This is a genomic window from Pseudomonas sp. P1_F1_2 (assembly GCF_056405815.1).
This window is the reverse complement of record NZ_JBFUBK010000008.1, coordinates 60,882-78,949: the sequence shown is the minus strand read 5'-3', so window position 1 is coordinate 78,949 and position 18,068 is coordinate 60,882. Positions and strand designations below refer to the sequence as shown.

14 protein-coding genes and 1 tRNA gene are annotated in these 18,068 nt (G+C 58.0%); 12 read left to right on the top strand and 3 right to left on the bottom strand.

Features of this window, described 5'->3' with window-relative positions:
- Window positions 1-196: 196 nt before the first annotated feature.
- From AC1D2P_RS04125 to AC1D2P_RS04115, 3 genes are all read left to right on the top strand, one after another.
- Entirely contained in the window at window positions 197-1,468 is a 1,272-nt protein-coding gene (locus AC1D2P_RS04125) for a YeaH/YhbH family protein (protein WP_046029982.1), read from the top strand.
- Window positions 1,465-3,027 (top strand): SpoVR family protein, encoded by a 1,563-nt coding sequence (locus tag AC1D2P_RS04120; protein WP_046029980.1) that lies wholly within the window; start codon window positions 1,465-1,467, stop codon window positions 3,025-3,027. Before AC1D2P_RS04125 ends, AC1D2P_RS04120 begins: the two co-directional genes overlap by 4 nt.
- 63 nt (window positions 3,028-3,090) lie before the next feature.
- Window positions 3,091-4,320, top strand: a complete 1,230-nt coding sequence (locus AC1D2P_RS04115) for a multifunctional CCA addition/repair protein (protein ID WP_477757409.1) — start codon at window positions 3,091-3,093, stop codon at window positions 4,318-4,320.
- Window positions 4,321-4,402: 82 nt separating this feature from the next.
- On the opposite strand, the gene folK is transcribed toward AC1D2P_RS04115, so the two are convergent.
- Complete coding sequence (folK, locus tag AC1D2P_RS04110) at window positions 4,403-4,921, bottom strand: 2-amino-4-hydroxy-6-hydroxymethyldihydropteridine diphosphokinase (protein ID WP_077431165.1); 519 nt, start codon at window positions 4,919-4,921, stop codon at window positions 4,403-4,405.
- Window positions 4,912-5,268, bottom strand: coding sequence for a dihydroneopterin aldolase (gene folB, locus AC1D2P_RS04105; RefSeq protein ID WP_077431164.1), 357 nt, complete (start codon window positions 5,266-5,268; stop codon window positions 4,912-4,914). The genes folK and folB overlap by 10 nt, the downstream gene beginning before the upstream one ends.
- Before the next feature lie 74 nt (window positions 5,269-5,342).
- Here folB and plsY point away from each other — a divergent pair, with 74 nt between their 5' ends.
- Window positions 5,343-5,912: a glycerol-3-phosphate 1-O-acyltransferase PlsY gene (gene plsY, locus AC1D2P_RS04100; protein ID WP_046029970.1), complete on the top strand. Its 570-nt coding sequence runs from the start codon at window positions 5,343-5,345 to the stop codon at window positions 5,910-5,912.
- A gap of 23 nt (window positions 5,913-5,935) precedes the next feature.
- On the opposite strand, the gene tsaD is transcribed toward plsY, so the two are convergent.
- Complete coding sequence (gene tsaD / locus AC1D2P_RS04095; RefSeq protein ID WP_027926719.1) at window positions 5,936-6,961, bottom strand: tRNA (adenosine(37)-N6)-threonylcarbamoyltransferase complex transferase subunit TsaD; 1,026 nt, start codon at window positions 6,959-6,961, stop codon at window positions 5,936-5,938.
- Between the two features lie 199 nt (window positions 6,962-7,160).
- On the opposite strand from tsaD, the gene rpsU reads away from it, so the two are divergent.
- From rpsU to AC1D2P_RS04055, 8 genes are all read left to right on the top strand, one after another.
- Window positions 7,161-7,376 carry a 30S ribosomal protein S21 gene (rpsU, locus tag AC1D2P_RS04090; protein ID WP_002551877.1) on the top strand — a complete coding sequence of 72 codons (216 nt, stop codon included), beginning with the start codon at window positions 7,161-7,163 and terminating at the stop codon, window positions 7,374-7,376.
- A 482-nt stretch (window positions 7,377-7,858) separates the two neighbouring features.
- Window positions 7,859-9,838, top strand: coding sequence for a DNA primase (gene dnaG / locus AC1D2P_RS04085; RefSeq protein WP_223522844.1), 1,980 nt, complete (start codon window positions 7,859-7,861; stop codon window positions 9,836-9,838).
- A gap of 67 nt (window positions 9,839-9,905) precedes the next feature.
- Window positions 9,906-11,753, top strand: coding sequence for an RNA polymerase sigma factor RpoD (rpoD, locus tag AC1D2P_RS04080; protein ID WP_046029963.1), 1,848 nt, complete (start codon window positions 9,906-9,908; stop codon window positions 11,751-11,753).
- Window positions 11,754-11,875: 122 nt separating this feature from the next.
- A complete protein-coding gene (locus AC1D2P_RS04075) occupies window positions 11,876-15,622 on the top strand; it encodes a bifunctional diguanylate cyclase/phosphodiesterase (RefSeq protein ID WP_109785556.1) in 3,747 nt (1,248 codons plus the stop codon).
- A 15-nt stretch (window positions 15,623-15,637) separates the two neighbouring features.
- A tRNA-Ile gene (locus tag AC1D2P_RS04070) sits at window positions 15,638-15,714 on the top strand.
- Between the two features lie 403 nt (window positions 15,715-16,117).
- Entirely contained in the window at window positions 16,118-16,408 is a 291-nt protein-coding gene (locus tag AC1D2P_RS04065; RefSeq protein WP_109785558.1) for a DUF3077 domain-containing protein, read from the top strand.
- 185 nt (window positions 16,409-16,593) lie between these two features.
- Complete coding sequence (locus AC1D2P_RS04060; RefSeq protein ID WP_046029957.1) at window positions 16,594-17,262, top strand: hypothetical protein; 669 nt, start codon at window positions 16,594-16,596, stop codon at window positions 17,260-17,262.
- Window positions 17,263-17,436: 174 nt separating this feature from the next.
- On the top strand, window positions 17,437-17,898 hold the full coding sequence (locus tag AC1D2P_RS04055; protein ID WP_046029956.1) for an Lrp/AsnC family transcriptional regulator: 462 nt from the start codon (window positions 17,437-17,439) through the stop codon (window positions 17,896-17,898).
- The last annotated feature ends 170 nt before the right edge of the window (window positions 17,899-18,068 follow it).

Below are 18,068 nucleotides of genomic sequence, written 5' to 3'. Positions count from 1 at the left end.
CGGTCAGACCGGTTGTCGTCAGCCAGAGGCCTGTGCATGCATTTTCTGTTACACAAGCCTCTGGAAGGTGTTCGAAAGTCGGTAGCGAGTTCAAGCAGCATCCACAGCGCTTGGGGGAGCGTCGCATATCCCTTGGCCCTCGGTTCGATGCTGCACCACCGCTCGCCCCTTTCAGGACAGCTTCTAAGGAGCAGTCATGAGCTATGTGATCGACCGACGTCTCAATGGCAAGAACAAGAGCACGGTGAACCGTCAGCGGTTTCTGCGGCGTTACCGTGACCACATCAAAAAGGCTGTCGAAGAGGCGGTCAGCCGGCGGTCCATTACCGACATGGAACACGGCGAACAGATCAGCATTCCCGGTCGGGACATCGACGAACCGGTGCTTCATCACGGTCGCGGCGGCAAACAAACCGTCGTACATCCAGGCAACAAGGAGTTCACCAGCGGCGAGCACATCGCCCGCCCACCCGGAGGTGGCGGCGGCAGAGGCCCCGGCAAGGCTGGCAACTCGGGTGAAGGGATGGACGAATTCGTCTTCCAGATCACCCAGGAAGAATTCCTCGAGTTCATGTTCGAAGACCTCGAATTGCCGAATCTGGTCAAACGCAACCTGACCGGCACCGACACGTTCAAAACGGTGCGTGCAGGCATCAGCAACGAAGGCAACCCGTCGCGCATCAACATCATCCGCACCCTGCGTTCGGCCCACGCACGGCGCATTGCCCTGTCCGGCAGCAGCCGGGCGAAACTGCGTGAAGCCAAAGAAGAACTTCTGCGCCTGAAGCTGGAAGAACCGGACAACTTCGGCGATATCCAGAAAATCGAAGAAGAAATCGAAAAACTCAGTGCGCGCATTCATCGCATCCCGTTCCTCGATACGTTCGACCTCAAGTACAACCTGCTCATCAAGCAGCCCAATCCCAGTTCCAAAGCGGTGATGTTCTGCCTGATGGACGTCTCCGGCTCCATGACGCAGGCGACCAAGGACATCGCCAAGCGCTTCTTTATCCTGCTGTACCTGTTTCTCAAGCGTAACTACGACAAGATCGACGTCGTGTTCATCCGCCACCACACCAGTGCCCGCGAAGTGGATGAAGAAGAGTTCTTCTACTCGCGCGAAACCGGCGGCACCATCGTGTCCAGTGCCTTGAAACTGATGCAGGAGATCATGGCCGAGCGTTATCCGAGCAACGAGTGGAACATTTATGCCGCCCAGGCTTCGGACGGCGACAACTGGAATGACGATTCGCCGATCTGCCGTGACATTCTGATCAACCAGATAATGCCGTTCGTGCAGTACTACACTTACGTTGAGATCACCCCGCGCGAACATCAGGCCCTGTGGTTCGAGTACGAGCGCATAGCCGAAGCCTTTTCTGACACTTTCGCCCAGCAGCAACTGGTCTCGGCCGGGGATATCTACCCGGTCTTCCGTGAACTCTTCCAGCGCAGGTTAGTGACATGACCGCCAAAGAGCAGAAGCGCCAACCCATTTCCACCGGCTCCGAATGGACGTTCGAGCTGATCCAGGCCTATGACCGCGAAATCAGCCGCCTGGCAGCTCGTTACGCACTCGATACGTACCCCAACCAGATCGAAGTCATCACCGCCGAGCAGATGATGGACGCCTACGCCTCGGTCGGTATGCCACTGGGGTACCACCATTGGTCCTACGGCAAACACTTCCTCAGCACGGAAAAGTCCTACAGTCGCGGGCAGATGGGGCTGGCCTACGAGATCGTGATCAACTCAGACCCGTGCATCGCTTACCTGATGGAAGAAAACACCATCTGCATGCAGGCGCTCGTCGTGGCACATGCCTGCTACGGGCATAACAGCTTTTTCAAAGGCAATTACCTGTTCCGCACCTGGACCGACGCCAGCTCGATCATTGATTACCTGGTGTTTGCCAAGCAGTACATCATGCAGTGCGAGGAGCGCCACGGCATCGACGCGGTGGAGGACTTGCTGGACTCCTGCCACGCACTGATGAACTACGGTGTCGACCGCTACAAACGCCCCTACCCGATTTCCGCTGAAGAAGAACGGCGCCGGCAAAAGGATCGGGAAGAGCATTTGCAGAAACAGATCAATGATTTGTGGCGCACGATTCCAAAAGGCGCAGACAAGTACAGCGACAAGGACAATGCACGCTTCCCCGCCGAACCTCAGGAAAATATCCTGTACTTCATCGAAAAACACGCGCCGCTACTGGAGCCTTGGCAGCGGGAAATCGTGCGGATCGTGCGCAAGATCGCTCAGTATTTTTACCCTCAGCGCCAGACCCAGGTGATGAACGAAGGCTGGGCCACGTTCTGGCACTACACGTTGATGAACGACCTGTACGACGAAGGCCTGGTCACCGACGGCTTCATGATGGAGTTCCTGACATCCCACACCAGCGTTGTGTTTCAACCCGGCTTTGACAGCCCTTACTACAGCGGAATCAACCCTTACACCCTCGGGTTTGCCATGTACCGGGACATCCGGCGGATGTGCGAAGAACCCACCGATGAAGATCGCCACTGGTTCCCGGAAATTGCCGGCACCGACTGGCTGTCAACCATCAAGTTCGCCATGAGCAGCTTCAAGGATGAGAGTTTTATCCTTCAGTACCTGTCACCGAAAGTGATTCGCGACCTGAAACTGTTCAGCATTCTCGATGACGATCAAAAGGACGACCTGCTCGTACCAGCGATTCACGATGAAGAAGGCTACCGAATCATCCGTGAAACCCTGGCGGCGCAGTACAACCTGGGCAATCGCGAACCCAACGTGCAGATTTACAGCATTGACCGGCGCGGCGACCGCTCCCTGACCCTGCGCCACCAGCAACACGACCGCAAACCGCTGGGCGAGTCCACCGAGGAAGTGCTCAAGCACCTGCACCGCCTGTGGGGTTTTGATATCCACCTGGAAACCTTGCAAGGCGATCAGGTGATGAAAACCCATCACGTTCCACCCAGAAACGAGCATAGCGAAGGGGATTACGGCCGGCTGGACTTGGCCGTCATTCATCTTTGAGCGGGTTTGAGCCTCCGAAAGTTCGACGCAACGGTTATTCTGTCGAGCTAACGGAGGTTTTTTATGCAGATTTATAAAGTCGGCGGTGCCGTACGTGATCGCCTGCTCGGCAAACCTGTCACCGATATCGACTGGGTCGTGGTGGGCGCCACCACTGAAGAGATGCTCGCCAAGGGATTTCGCCCGGTCGGGGCGGACTTCCCGGTATTTCTTCACCCTAAAAGCGGTGAGGAATATGCCCTTGCCCGTACCGAACGCAAGAGTGGACGCGGATATGGCGGTTTCGCCTTTCACGCCAGTCCCGAAGTCACCCTCGAAGAAGACCTGATCCGTCGCGACCTGACGATTAACGCCATGGCCGAGGACGATCAGCAAAACCTGACCGACCCCTACCATGGCCAGCGCGATCTGGAAGCCCGCCTTCTTCGTCACGTTTCCCCCGCGTTCGCCGAAGATCCGCTCCGTGTCCTGCGCGTCGCCCGTTTTGCAGCACGCTATGCGCCGCTAGGTTTCAACGTCGCGCCCGAGACCATGGAGTTGATGCGCCAGCTCAGCGAATCGGGCGAACTGGAAGCGCTGACCGCCGAACGCAGCTGGAAAGAAATTTCCCGAGCATTGATGGAAGATCAGCCGCAAGTGTTCATCGAAGTGCTGCGCGGGTGCGGCGCTCTCAAGGTGCTGATGCCTGAAGTTGACGCGTTGTTTGGCGTCCCCCAGCCCGAGGCTCATCACCCGGAAATCGACACCGGGGTGCATACGCTGAGCGTGCTCGAGCAAGCGGCGCATCACAAACAACCGCTGACCGTGCGCTGGGCCTGCCTGCTGCATGACCTGGGCAAAGGACTGACACCCGAAGAAGACTGGCCCCGGCACATTGCCCATGAACACAGGGGTTTGAAGCTGATCAAAGCGGTCAACGAACGGTTCAAGGCACCGAGAGATTGCCAGGAACTGGCACTGCTGGTGGGCGAATATCATACCCATGGTCATCGCGCCCTGGAGCTGAAGCCTTCGACGCTGCTGGATTTGCTACAGAGTTTTGACGTCTACCGACGACCTCAGCGGTTCGAAGAATTTATCCACGCGTGTGAGATGGATGCACGCGGACGCAAAGGTCTGGAACAGAGAACTTATCCACAGGCGGATTATTTGCGCGGTGCGGCGACGGCAGCCAGAAGCGTGGCGGTCCAGCCGCTGCTGGAGAAGGGCTTCAAAGGGCCGGAGTTGGGTGAAGCGATCAAGCGTGAACGACTGAAGGCGCTGAAGGCCTACAAAGAAGCGGCGTCTGTCTGAAAGCTATCGCGGGCAAGCCCGCTCCCACAGGTACGATGCAACCCTTGTGGGAGCGGGCTTGCCCGCGATGATGTCAGTCAAATCACAGCAAATTCGAAGGTGTTAGCTGCTCGCCACGCCACTCAAACGCAACCGGCGCCAATACTTGATCAATCTGCGCTTCGCCCCACAAGGTCGCAAAGCTCTTTCCTACACCCGGATGCACGCGATCAGGCGCAATCAGCGATAACGGCCACAGCACGAAAGCGTTCTTCAAAATTTCGGCTCGCGGCAGGATCAAACCATCAAAATTACCCACCAGATCACCAAACAGCAGGACGTCGATATCCAGCGGCAATCCCTTGCGGTCCGGTGCGTAGCGACCGTTGTCCGCCTCGATGAATTTCAATCGACGGTCGAGCTCCATCAGCGGCAGATCGGTGTAAGCCGACACCACGAAATTGAAGAACGGCCCGCTCTTGATGCCCACTGGCTGGCTTTCGAACACCGCCGAACAGCGGATATCCACCAGAAACTCCGCAAGGGCATCCAGACCTGCCTGCAAATGGGTTTCACGCTCGATATTGCTACCGAGCCCGAGGTACACCTGAGTCAGCGACATCCGCGCTCGATCTCCACGCCCACACCACCGGTGGCCGCCGGGACAGCGCCAGGCTTGGTCAGCTTGAGGCGCATCCAGGTGATCTTGAATTCATTCATCAGCACTTCAACCAGACGCTCGGCAAAAGTCTCGACCAGTTGGTATTGCGCCTGCTCGGCAAACGCCTGGATGCGCGACGACACACTGGCGTAATCGAGCGCCAGGGTCAGGTCGTCACCGGCGGCGGCCGGGCGATTGTCCCAGGCGAAGCTCAGATCAAGACGCAGGCACTGTCGGATGCCTCGCTCCCAGTCGTAGGCACCGATCACGGTGTCGACTTCCAGGCCCTCGATAAACACTCTGTCCAAGCACTTTTCTCCGCTGCACGACAAGGGCGCAATGCGCCGTTAGAATCAGGGCGTCCTCGCCCGGAATAGTTAGCATGTTTTGGTTATTGGCGATCCTCGCCTACCTGCTCGGCTCGCTGTCCTTCGCCATTTTGCTCAGCCGCCTGACCGGGAGTCCCGATCCGCGAATGAGTGGCTCAGGCAATGCCGGTGCCACCAACATGTTGCGCCTGGCCGGCAAGAAACTCGCCGTCCTGACCCTTCTCGGCGACCTCTGCAAAGGCTTGCTGCCCGTGCTGATCGCCGCTCTTGCCGGTCTTTCGCTGCAAGAACAGGCCTGGATCGGCATCTGCGCCGTCATCGGCCATCTGTTTCCAGTGTACTTTCGCTTTCGCGGTGGCAAAGGTGTCGCCACCGCGGCCGGCATGTTGCTGGGGCTATACCCGCCCGCCGCGTTGCTGGCGGTCTGCGCCTGGCTGCTGACATTCTACCTGACCCGCACCAGCTCACTCGCCGCCCTGATCGCCACACCCCTGACGCTGCCGCTGCTTGCCTGGCAAGAACCGGCGGCGTTGCTGCCCATGAGCGTGCTCACCGGGCTGATTGTCTGGCGTCATCGCGGCAATCTACGCGACCTGTTTGCCGGGCGCGAACGGCATTTTTAAATACCGGACGTGAGCGCGGCTCATCAAAGCGCAGACAACTGCTCCATCGGCCAACGCGCCTGCACGCTGATCGCCAAAGATTCATGCTGGCCGGCCTGCAAGCGCTGGCAACCGGCAAACGCGATCATCGCGCCATTGTCGGTGCAGAACTCCGGGCGGGCATAAAACACATCACCCTTCATGTCGCCGAGCATTTTCTCCAGCGAGGTGCGCAGGGCCTTGTTGGCGCTGACGCCCCCGGCAATCACCAGGCGCTTCATGCCCGCTTGCTTCAGGGCTCGCTTGCACTTGATGGTCAAAGTCTCCACCACGGCCTGCTGGAACGCCAGAGAGATGTCGCAACGGGCTTGCTCGCTGTCGTCCCCGGCGCTGACGCTTTGCTGCCAGGTGTTCAGGGCGAAGGTTTTCAAGCCACTGAAACTGAATGCCAGGCCTGGACGGTCGCACATCGGACGCGGAAACGTGAATCGTCCCGCAACACCTTGCTCGGCCAGACGCGCGATTTCCGGGCCGCCCGGATAATTGAGCCCCATCATCTTCGCGGTCTTGTCAAAGGCCTCACCGGCGGCATCATCCAGCGTCTCGCCCAAAAGCGTGTACTGACCGATCCCGTCGACCTGAACCAACTGCGTATGACCACCGGACACCAACAAAGCGACGAACGGGAATTCGGGCGGTTGCGTCTCCAGCATAGGCGCCAGCAAGTGGCCTTCCATGTGGTGCACACCCAAGGCCGGAATACCCCAGGCAAAGGCCAGCGCCTGGGCGCAGGAAGCCCCCACCAGCAACGCCCCAACCAGGCCAGGACCCGCGGTATAAGCGATCGCGTCGATCTCGGTCGGCACACAGTCAGCTTCGGCCAACACCTGACGAATCAAGGGCAGCATCCGTTTCACGTGATCGCGCGAGGCCAGCTCCGGCACCACACCACCATAGGCGCGGTGCAAGTCGATCTGACTGAACAGTGCGTCGGCCAACAGCCCGCGTTCACTGTCATATAATGCGACGCCGGTTTCGTCGCAGGAGGTTTCTAATCCCAGTACTAGCATGGGTTTGCGCCTTGTTTAGGCTGAATTCGAAGGCGCGCATAATAGTCGCCGCGTGATGCCCCGACCAGCGGTTTTCGATCAGAGGCTTTGCATTCCGAGCGATGAGGAGTTAACATCCGCAACCCTTAAAAACCGACGTCTTCAAGTGCTCTTTTGCCGCGAGGATGTTGACCCCGGTAATGAATGAAGGTAGCTCTGGATGCCAGCCGTCAAAGTAAAAGAGAACGAACCCTTCGACGTAGCTCTGCGTCGTTTCAAGCGCTCCTGCGAAAAAGCCGGTGTACTGGCTGAAGTTCGTAGCCGCGAATTTTACGAGAAGCCAACTTCCGAGCGTAAGCGCAAAGCAGCAGCCGCTGTTAAGCGTCACGCGAAGAAAGTTCAGCGCGAACAGCGCCGCGCCGTTCGTCTGTACTAATACACAGACGATCGTAGCAAGCTTCTGCCAAGCCCGGCTCTCAGCCGGGCTAATGGCATTTGCGTAAAACGCTTGATGCTTCACTGTCGAAGCCGCAGACGCGACCAAGACAAACCTGCTTTACAGCGTCAGACCTGGCTCTTTTGCCAGCGGTGCACGTCTTTTCTGACGAGCCTTCCAAGGCTACTGACGAGCACACCCACTGATTCCTCTCACGACGATCAGCCCAAGGCACCTGCTTGCGTGCCCGCTTATTGAGCTATCCGAGGCCATCGACAGGCCGCAGCGGATTCAGCGCAACACTTTCAAACAGTCGATTACTGATTGGTATTAACGTCAGTGGATTTTCGGCAGATACACTCCCCGATAGCGATTACGCAGACGACACCGGTCGAGCCGCACTTTTTGCGCGCCTCAAACAACGACCCGCGTCCGGCCGCCCTTCGTTAAAGGTCCATTTCAGCGCAGATGACGAGAACGCCATGGCCGGGCTAATTCCCCAGAGCTTCATTGACGACCTTCTGAACCGCACCGACATCGTCGATGTGGTCAGCTCGCGCCTGCAATTGAAAAAGGCCGGCAAGAACCACACCGCTTGCTGCCCGTTCCACAAAGAGAAAACCCCGTCTTTCAGCGTCAGCCCCGACAAACAGTTCTATTACTGCTTCGGCTGCGGTGCTGGCGGTAACGCCCTCGGCTTCATCATGGACCACGACAACCTGGATTTCGTCCAGGCCGTCGAAGAACTGGCCAAAGCAGCCGGTATGGAAATCCCCCGTGAAGAAAGCGGTCGGGCGCACAAACCGCGGCAACCAACCGATTCGCCGCTGTATCCGCTGCTCACCGCTGCCGCCGACTTTTATCGTCAGGCGCTGAAAAGCCATCCGTCACGCAAAGCCGCGGTGGATTACTTGAAGGGCCGCGGACTGACCGGCGAGATTGCCCGCGACTTCGGCCTCGGCTTTGCCCCGCCGGGCTGGGACAACCTGTTCAAGCACTTGAGCAGCGATACCCTGCAACAAAAAGCCATGGTCGACGCCGGGCTGCTGATCGAGAACGCCGAAACAGGCAAACGCTATGACCGCTTCCGCGATCGCGTGATGTTCCCGATTCGCGACAGCCGTGGGCGCATCATCGCTTTCGGCGGCAGGGTACTGGGCGACGACAAACCGAAATACCTGAACTCACCGGAAACACCGGTCTTCCATAAAGGCCAGGAACTCTACGGTCTTTATGAAGCACGCAAAAACAACCGCAACCTCGACGAAATCATCGTCGTCGAAGGCTATATGGACGTCATCGCCCTCGCCCAGCAAGGCCTGCGCAATGCCGTCGCGACCCTGGGCACCGCCACCAGCGAAGAGCACTTGAAGCGTCTGTTTCGCGTCGTGCCCAACGTGCTGTTCTGTTTCGACGGCGACCAGGCTGGCCGTAATGCCGCCTGGCGGGCACTGGAAGCGACACTGCCCTGCCTACAAGACGGGCGGCGCGCACGCTTTCTGTTCCTGCCGGAAGGCGAAGACCCGGATACATTGGTTCGCTCCGAAGGCACGGATGCCTTCCGTGCGCGAATCAACCAGCACGCCCAGCCACTGGCGGATTATTTCTTCCAGCAGTTGACCGAGGAGTCGGACCCGCGCTCGCTGGAAGGAAAGGCCCACATGGCCACCCTCGCCGCGCCGCTGATCGACAAGGTACCGGGTGCCAACCTGCGCATCCTGATGCGCCAGCGTCTGAGCGAAATCACCGGGCTTAGCGGTGAAGCCGTCAGCCAACTGGCGCAAAGCGCCCCGCAGGAAGCGCCACCGGCATACGATCCAGGCATCGATTACGACGCCATGCCCGATTACAGCGACTACCATCAGCCGCAGTCACAAGAGATGTACGCGCCGCAGCAGGAGTGGACGCCGAAAAAACCCGGCGCTGGCGGCAAGAAGTGGGACAAGAAACCCTGGGACAAGAATGGCAAACGCGGTGGCGATCGTGATCAACCGAGCGCCCCGCGCACTCCAATTGCCGTGGAAGCCCCAACGCTGATCGCACTTCGAACCCTCATTCATCATCCAGACCTGGCCGGCCGGGTAGAAACCGCCGACCATTTCGCCAATGAGAGCAATACCTACGCACAGCTGCTGGTCGCACTGATCGAAGCGGTGCAAAAAAATCCTAAGCTAAACTCAATTCAGCTTATGGCCCGCTGGCACGGGACTGAGCAGGGGCGTTTGCTCAAGGCATTGGCGGAAAAGGAATGGCTGATTGCAGGTGACAACCTTGAACAACAGTTTTTAGACACCATTACTAGGCTATCAGCCGCTCAACACACGGATAGCCTGGAAGTACTAATCAGGAAAGCAAGGCAGCCAGGATTGACCGCGGAGGAAGCAAATCAGATAGCAAATCAGATGCGCGACCTATTAAAACGCAATATGGCTGTATCAAACCCGACCTCAACTGGCGCGTGAGGTCATAGCTCAGGTATAATCCTCGGCTTGTTTTTTGCCCGCCAAGACCTTCAGTGGATAGGGTGTTATGTCCGGAAAAGCGCAACAGCAGTCTCGTATCAAAGAGTTGATCACACTTGGTCGTGAGCAGGGTTACCTGACTTACGCGGAGGTCAACGACCACCTGCCGGAGGATATTTCAGATCCGGAACAGGTGGAAGACATCATCCGCATGATCAATGACATGGGGATCAACGTATTCGAGGTTGCGCCAGATAAGGATTCCCTTATGCTGGCCGACGCCGATACCGACGAAGCCGCGGCCGAAGAGGCAGCAGCAGCGTTGGCAGCGGTCGAGACCGACATTGGTCGCACCACCGACCCAGTGCGCATGTACATGCGTGAAATGGGTACGGTAGAGCTCCTCACACGTGAAGGCGAAATCGAAATCGCCAAACGTATTGAAGAGGGCATCCGCGAAGTGATGGGCGCAATTGCGCACTTCCCTGGCACGGTTGACCATATTCTCTCCGAATACACTCGCGTCACCACCGAAGGTGGCCGCCTGTCCGACGTCCTGAGCGGTTATATCGACCCGGACGACGGCATTGCACCGCCTGCTGCAGAAGTGCCACCGCCGATCGATCCGAAAGCCGCTCCCGCTGCCGACGACACCGACGACGATGACGCCGAAGCAACGGATGACGAAGAAGAAGCCGAAAGCGGCCCGGATCCGATCATCGCTGCACAGCGTTTTGGCGCTGTCTCCGATCAGATGGAAATCACCCGCAAGGCGCTGAAAAAGCACGGTCGTGGCAATAAGCTGGCAATCGCCGAGCTGTTGGCCCTGGCTGAGCTGTTCATGCCGATCAAACTGGTTCCGAAGCAATTCGAAGGCCTGGTCGAGCGTGTTCGCAGTGCCCTGGATCGTCTGCGTCAGCAAGAGCGCGCGATCATGCAACTTTGCGTTCGTGATGCCCGCATGCCGCGTGCCGACTTCCTGCGCCAGTTCCCAGGCAATGAAGTTGACGAAAGCTGGACCGATGCACTGGCCAAAGGCAAGAGCAAATACGCTGAAGCCATTGGTCGCCTGCAACCGGACATCATTCGTTGCCAGCAGAAGCTGACCGCGCTGGAAACCGAAACCGGTTTGACGATCGCCGAGATCAAGGACATCAACCGTCGCATGTCGATCGGTGAGGCCAAGGCCCGCCGCGCGAAGAAAGAGATGGTCGAAGCGAACTTGCGTCTGGTGATCTCCATCGCCAAGAAGTACACCAACCGTGGCCTGCAATTCCTCGATCTGATCCAGGAAGGCAACATCGGCTTGATGAAAGCGGTAGACAAGTTCGAATACCGCCGCGGCTACAAATTCTCGACTTATGCCACCTGGTGGATCCGTCAGGCGATCACTCGCTCGATCGCCGACCAGGCCCGCACCATCCGTATTCCGGTGCACATGATCGAGACGATCAACAAGCTCAACCGTATTTCCCGTCAGATGTTGCAGGAAATGGGTCGCGAACCGACTCCGGAAGAGCTGGGCGAACGCATGGAAATGCCTGAGGACAAGATCCGCAAGGTATTGAAGATCGCTAAAGAGCCGATCTCCATGGAAACCCCGATCGGTGATGACGAGGACTCCCATCTGGGTGACTTCATCGAAGACTCGACCATGCAGTCGCCAATCGATGTCGCCACTGTTGAGAGCCTTAAAGAAGCGACTCGCGAAGTGCTGTCCGGCCTCACTGCACGTGAAGCCAAGGTTCTGCGCATGCGCTTCGGTATCGACATGAATACCGACCACACCCTTGAGGAAGTTGGTAAGCAGTTCGACGTGACCCGTGAACGGATTCGTCAGATCGAAGCCAAGGCACTGCGCAAGCTGCGCCACCCGACGAGAAGCGAGCATTTGCGCTCCTTCCTCGACGAGTAACAACAGAACCCCCGGCCCAGGCCGGGGGTTTTGCTTTATGCAGATTAAATCCCCCGCACATCCCCCCCACCGCTTAGCCCGTCTACACTCGAAACATTCCCCCGAGCCATAACGAGACCGTTATGCCCAGACTGCCGACCGTGCTTTTTTTGCTGTCGCTGATGACCTGGACCGCAACGGCTGGCGCGCTGACTCTGACCGACGACGAACGTAGCTGGCTGACCGCACACCCGGATTTACGCTTGGGTGTGGACGCGTCATGGCCGCCATTTGAGTTCCGCGACGAACAGGGCCGCTATCAAGGCCTGGCCGCGGACTACATCAACGTGATCCGCCAAAGGCTGGCGATCAAACTCACGCCCATCGAGCCGGTCAGTTGGACGGTCGTACTGGAACAGGCCAAGCAAGGCAAGCTAGACATGTTACCGGGCATCATGTCGACCCCGGAACGCCAGTCATACCTGTCGTTTACGCGCCCCTACCTCGACTTTCCGATTGTCATCCTGGCCCATGTCGGCGGCGCCCAACCGCACAAGCTCGAAGACCTGTACGGGCTAAAGATTGCCGTGGTGGAAAACTATGCGCCGCATGAGCTACTGCGCACCCACCACCCAGACTTGAATCTGGTGCCGATGTCCAATGTGAGTTCAGCCTTGCAGGCGCTGGCCACCGATGAAGTAGACGCCGTGGTGGGCGATCTCGCTTCCAGCGTCTGGAGCCTTCGTCAGCTCAAGCTCGAAGGGTTGTATGTCAGCGGCGAAACCCCGTATCGCTATCAACTGGCAATGGCCGTGCCCCCCAACAACAAGGTGCTGGTCGGCATTCTGGATAAAGTGCTGGCGGACATGAGCCCGAGTGAAATCAGCGCCATTCAGGAACACTGGGTCGGAAATGTCCTGGATCACCGTAGCTTCTGGTCGGATCTGCTGGCTTACGGCTTGCCGGGGCTGCTGTTTCTGATGGTCATGCTGGCCGTGGTGATTCGGATCAATCGTCGACTGAGTTCTGAAATTGCTCGTCGGGTCGACCTCGAACAGGAGCTGCGCAGCAGCGAGTACCACTATCGCGGGCTGGTCGAGAGTCTGTCGGCCATCGCGTGGGAAGCACGGATCAGCGATTACACCTACAGCTACGTGTCGCCACACGCCGAAGACCTGCTGGGATATCCCCTGTCCCATTGGCTGATTCCGGGGTTCTGGCGCAATATCATCCACCCTGCGGACCTGACACGGGCTCAAACCTACTGCGATCACGAAGTGCTGGCCGGGCGCGATCACAGCGTTGATTACCGGGTCATCACCGCCGATGGCCGCTGCCTGTGGGTGCGCGACATCGTCAGCCTGATCGAGCACGGCCATGAGCCGGTGTTGCGCGGGTTGATGATCGACATCAGTGATGCCAAGCGCACTGAAGAGGCGCTAAGCCTTTCCGAGCAAAAATTCGCCTCGGTATTCCAGCAGTGCCCGGACATCCTGGTGATCGCGCGGCTTAGTGACGGTTGTCTGCTGGAGGTCAACAAAGCGTTCGAAGAACAGATTGGTCTCAAGGCCGAAGAGGTCATAGGCCAGACCGCCACCGACCTGAACATCTGGGGCATACCCGGTGTGGGTCCCGGCCTGCTGCAACGTCTGCAGGCCGGCAGTATCCGCAACCTGGAAATGCCCTTTCGTCGCAGTAATGGCCACGTGTTTACCGGCCTGATTTCCGCCGAACCCTTTGATCTCGATACCACTCCCGCCCTCGTAGTGGTGGTGCGTGACATCAGCCAGCTAAAAGAAACCCAGCAACAACTGCAAACCTCCGAAGAGAAATTCGCCAAGGCCTTTCATGCTTCCCCAGACGGTTTGTTGCTGTCGCGCCAGAGCGACGGGTTACTGCTGGAGGTCAATGAAGGATTCAGCCGCATTACCGGTTTCAACAGCGCAATGTCCGTGGACCGGTCGGCCCTGGACCTGGGGATATGGGTCAACCTCAACGAACGCAAGCAAATGCTCGACCTGCTGCACCGCGATGGCTTCGTCCGCGACTTCAGCTGCCACATCCGCCGCAGCGACGGGCAGATCCGCCTCTGCGAGGTATCGAGCCGTCCGCTGCCGATCGGCGATGAAGATTGCATGCTGACCATTGCCCGGGACATTACCGAGCGGCACCTCATGCAGGAAAAGCTGCAACAGGCCGCCACCGTGTTCGAAAGCACAGCCGAAGGTGTGTTGATCACCGACACCCAACAGCACATCAGCGCGGTCAACCGTGCCTTTACCGAGATTACCGGCTACAGCGAGAGCGAAGCGCTGGGCCACACCCCTCGCCTGCTCGCTTCGGGCCTCCACGACAGCGCATTCTATGCCGCGATGTGGCATCAGTTGACAGCCGAAGGTCATTGGCAAGGCGAGATTTCCAACCGCCGCAAGAACGGCGAACTCTATCCGAGCTGGCTGACCATCAACGCTGTGCGCAACCGGGAAAAATTCATCACCCACTTTGTGGCGGTATTTGCCGATATTTCCAGCCTCAAACACGCCCAGGCCAAACTCGACTACCAGGCGCATCACGACCCACTGACCGGCCTGCCAAACCGCACGCTGTTCGAAAGCCGACTACAAACCGCACTCAACTCGCAGAAGGAAAACGGCGGCCAGGGCGCAGTGCTGTTCCTCGACCTGGACCGCTTCAAGCACATCAACGACAGCCTCGGCCACCCGGTCGGTGACCTGCTGCTCAAAGGCATCGCCGTGCGCCTCAAAGAGCAGTTGCGCGATATCGATACCGTTGCGCGCCTTGGTGGTGACGAATTCATCATTCTGCTACCGGGCCTTCAGCAATCCAGCGATGCCGACAATATTGCGACCAAGCTGCTCAACTGTTTCTCCGCGCCCTTCCAGGCCGGGGAGCATGAGTTTTTCATCAGCGCCAGTATCGGCACCAGCCTGTACCCCAACGACGGCTGGGACGTCGCCACGCTGGTCAAAAACGCCGACGCGGCGATGTACCGCTCCAAGGCCAAGGGGCGTAACCGGGTTGAAAGCTACACCCGCGACCTCACCGCACAGGCCAGCGAACGCGTGGCGCTGGAACATGAGCTGCGGCGCGCCATCGAGCGCAACGAACTATTCCTGCATTACCAACCGAAAATCAGCCTCGCCGACCATCGACTGGTCGGCGCCGAAGCGCTGATTCGCTGGCATCACCCGACCTTCGGCACCGTGCCGCCGGAACACTTCATTCCCCTGGCCGAAGAAAACGGCATGATTCTGCAAATTGGCGACTGGGTACTCGAGACGGCTTGCCGGCAGATGCAAGAGTGGAATCAGGTGTATGAATGCCTCGGCCCGCTCTCGGTCAACCTCGCAGGCGCCCAACTGCGCCAACCGAACCTGTTGGGGCGGATCGAACAACTGCTCAAGGACAGCCATCTCGCGCCGGGTTTTCTGCAACTGGAGATTACCGAAAACTTCATCATGAGCCAGGCCGAAGAAGCGCTGGCGGTGCTGCACCAACTCAAACAACTGGGTGTTCAGTTGGCCATCGATGACTTCGGTACGGGCTATTCGTCGCTGAGCTACCTCAAGCGCTTGCCGCTGGATATTCTCAAGATCGATCAGTCGTTCGTCCGCGGCCTGCCTGACGATCCGCACGATGCGGCGATCGTTCGCGCGATCATCGCGCTGGGCCGCAGCATGCAATTTACCGTCATTGCCGAAGGCGTCGAGACCGTGGCCCAACAGGAATTCCTCACTGCCGAAGGCTGTGAACAGATCCAGGGCTACATCGTCAGCCTGCCGCTGCCCCCCGACGAATTTGCCGCGACGTTTCTTCGTATAGCCGTATCCGATTTTTCGGATAGCACAGCCGAGAAACCGTCGCTATAATCCGCGACCTACTGAGGGCCTATAGCTCAGTTGGTTAGAGCAGAGGACTCATAATCCTTTGGTCCACGGTTCAAGTCCGTGTGGGCCCACCAAACAAAAAAGCCGCGCTAATGCGCGGCTTTTTCGTATGCGACGAGCTGGTTTTCTTTAAGTTGTATGTCGCAGCTATCAGATGACGCCCGCCAAGGTTGTAGGCAACATCTGATTATCTTGTGATGGGCACTTTGCTGCCTTGTTGCGCTTTTGTTCGACGGGATACTCTCCGGACGTCACTGCCAATGCAGTGATCGGGCTTGGAAACCCGTCGAATCAAAACGTAACAGCGCCCCTGATTACGATTGCAGCAGCTTATCTGCAACCTGAGTTATGGCGGCTGTGCGCGGGACGTCTTAGGGCGTGCCGGTTCCTTGATTCCCGGTTTTCCAACCTGCGCACAGCTGCCACCCATTCGCTTGGAAACGAAATTGGCATCTCCTCAAATCAAGGAAGTTGACCATGAACAACCAATCAGAACTAAAAACCATTGGCTTCACTCCGTTCATATACTGCTCGGATCAGGCGTTATTCAACGTCAGGCCCGGTGTCCCCATCGTCGAAGCATTGGCACAGGCCTCCAATCTGCTATTCCTCGCCAAGGCATTTGCCGAGGATGCCGCCTACACAAAGGACACCGACCACCACGCTTGGGCCGCGCATTATCTGACGGCGATGAGCAAGGCGGTAATTGATGATGTGGTGAAAGTGCTGACACCGCGACCTGCGCGGACCGCGACGGAATCCGAGTAACAGCACTCAACAGGATTATGCCCCGAGTATTCGAGACCTTCAGCTCATCGTCACGAGTGTCGTGACGCATTCGCCGATACGCGACCTGGCACTCACTACTGGCCAATCACTATCAACGTTGTGTATGTTCGCGCCTCATCGTCGAAGGGCACGTTCGACTCAATCGAGACAAAAGGAATTTGCGGATGAAGAAAGCCATTTTTACCAGCCTGTTCACAGCACTGATTGTTGCAGGCAGCCCTGCGATTGCCCAAGCGAAAGCCAGCGTTGCCGATGTTTTTAATGGAAAAATGTTGGGCACTAATCTGCGTCACTTCGAATCGGTTGCCGGCGTCGCACGTGAGAGTTCGGGCGATCATCACTCTTATGAGGTTCAAGGTTGCCAAATTACGGCGACTGCCGGTGGCGGCACAATAAGTGAACTGCGCATGGAGCTTTCGCCGACCTGCCAAGCCGACTTGAAATCCTTCATCGGTGAATCGTTCGCACCGGCCGCCAACAAGCCCCTGACCTTCGGAAACTTTCAACAAGCGGCTGGGGACCTGAATTTCTACGCGGACTGCCTGACCATGTGCGGCAACGCTGCCGATCCGTCGGTTTTTGCGCTATGGGACGGCCCGCGAGCTGTGGACTTCCGTCAGGTGTTGCTGGAAGTTGTGCTGGTCAGCGATCAAGCGCTGAAAGCCTCTAACCAGTGGCAGGCCAGCATGACCAAGGTCAAGGGCGAAGATTTTGTCACCGATACTCGTTTTAACTGTGAGAGAGATTTCGACGCGCAGGCGCAGCAAAGCTTCCAGGCTGTGCAGGTTACCGCGATTACCATCGGCTCCGAACTGCCGACTCCTGGCTGCTGAGCGGCCAAACAGAAAAGCCGCGCTAATGCGCGGCTTTTTCACGCCCGTGATTCAGCCGTCACTTGGGCAATGTCTAGCAATCACATAGCCCCAGTTCGAATATCGACCACAAGCGCCCCGCCGAACGAGTCTGTAACATGCTCAGCCATTGAACCGTGCCACTGGAGCCACCCCTTGCCTGACATCCGCCCGCCCGTGCTTGATGAAATCGACCGCCAATTGATCGCAGCCTTGCAGATCAACGCCCGCGAGAGCGTGGCCATGCTGGCCCGGCAATTGGGCATCGCGCGCACGACCGTCACGTCGCGACTGGCGCGCCTGGAAAAGGCCAAAGTCATCACCGGTTATGGCGTGCGCCTCGGTCAGCGCGTGGTCGATGGCGGATTGCAGGCGTATGTCGGGATTACCGTGCAACCGCGCTCTGGCAAGGAAGTGCTGCGCCGGCTCAGTGCGATGGCTCAGGTTCAGCAGTTGTGTGCGGTAAGTGGCGAATTTGATTATGTGGCGTGGTTGCGTACCGACTCGCCAGAGCAGCTGGATCAGTTGCTGGATCAGATCGGCAGTGTGGATGGGGTGGAGAAGACGACGACTTCGATCATTCTGAGCAGCAAGATTGATCGGGGGCAGCCGGTTTGACATTCCAACTCAGGTTTCATGGGCGCCTGAGCTGACGCCATCGCGAGCACGCTCGCGCCTACAGGGGATCGAATTGTCATTCTGATTCAACGCCACGTCATATTGACCATTAAAATGGCAAATCGACGACATATTGCGTCTTATTAACGTGTTCTACGCTCACTAGAATG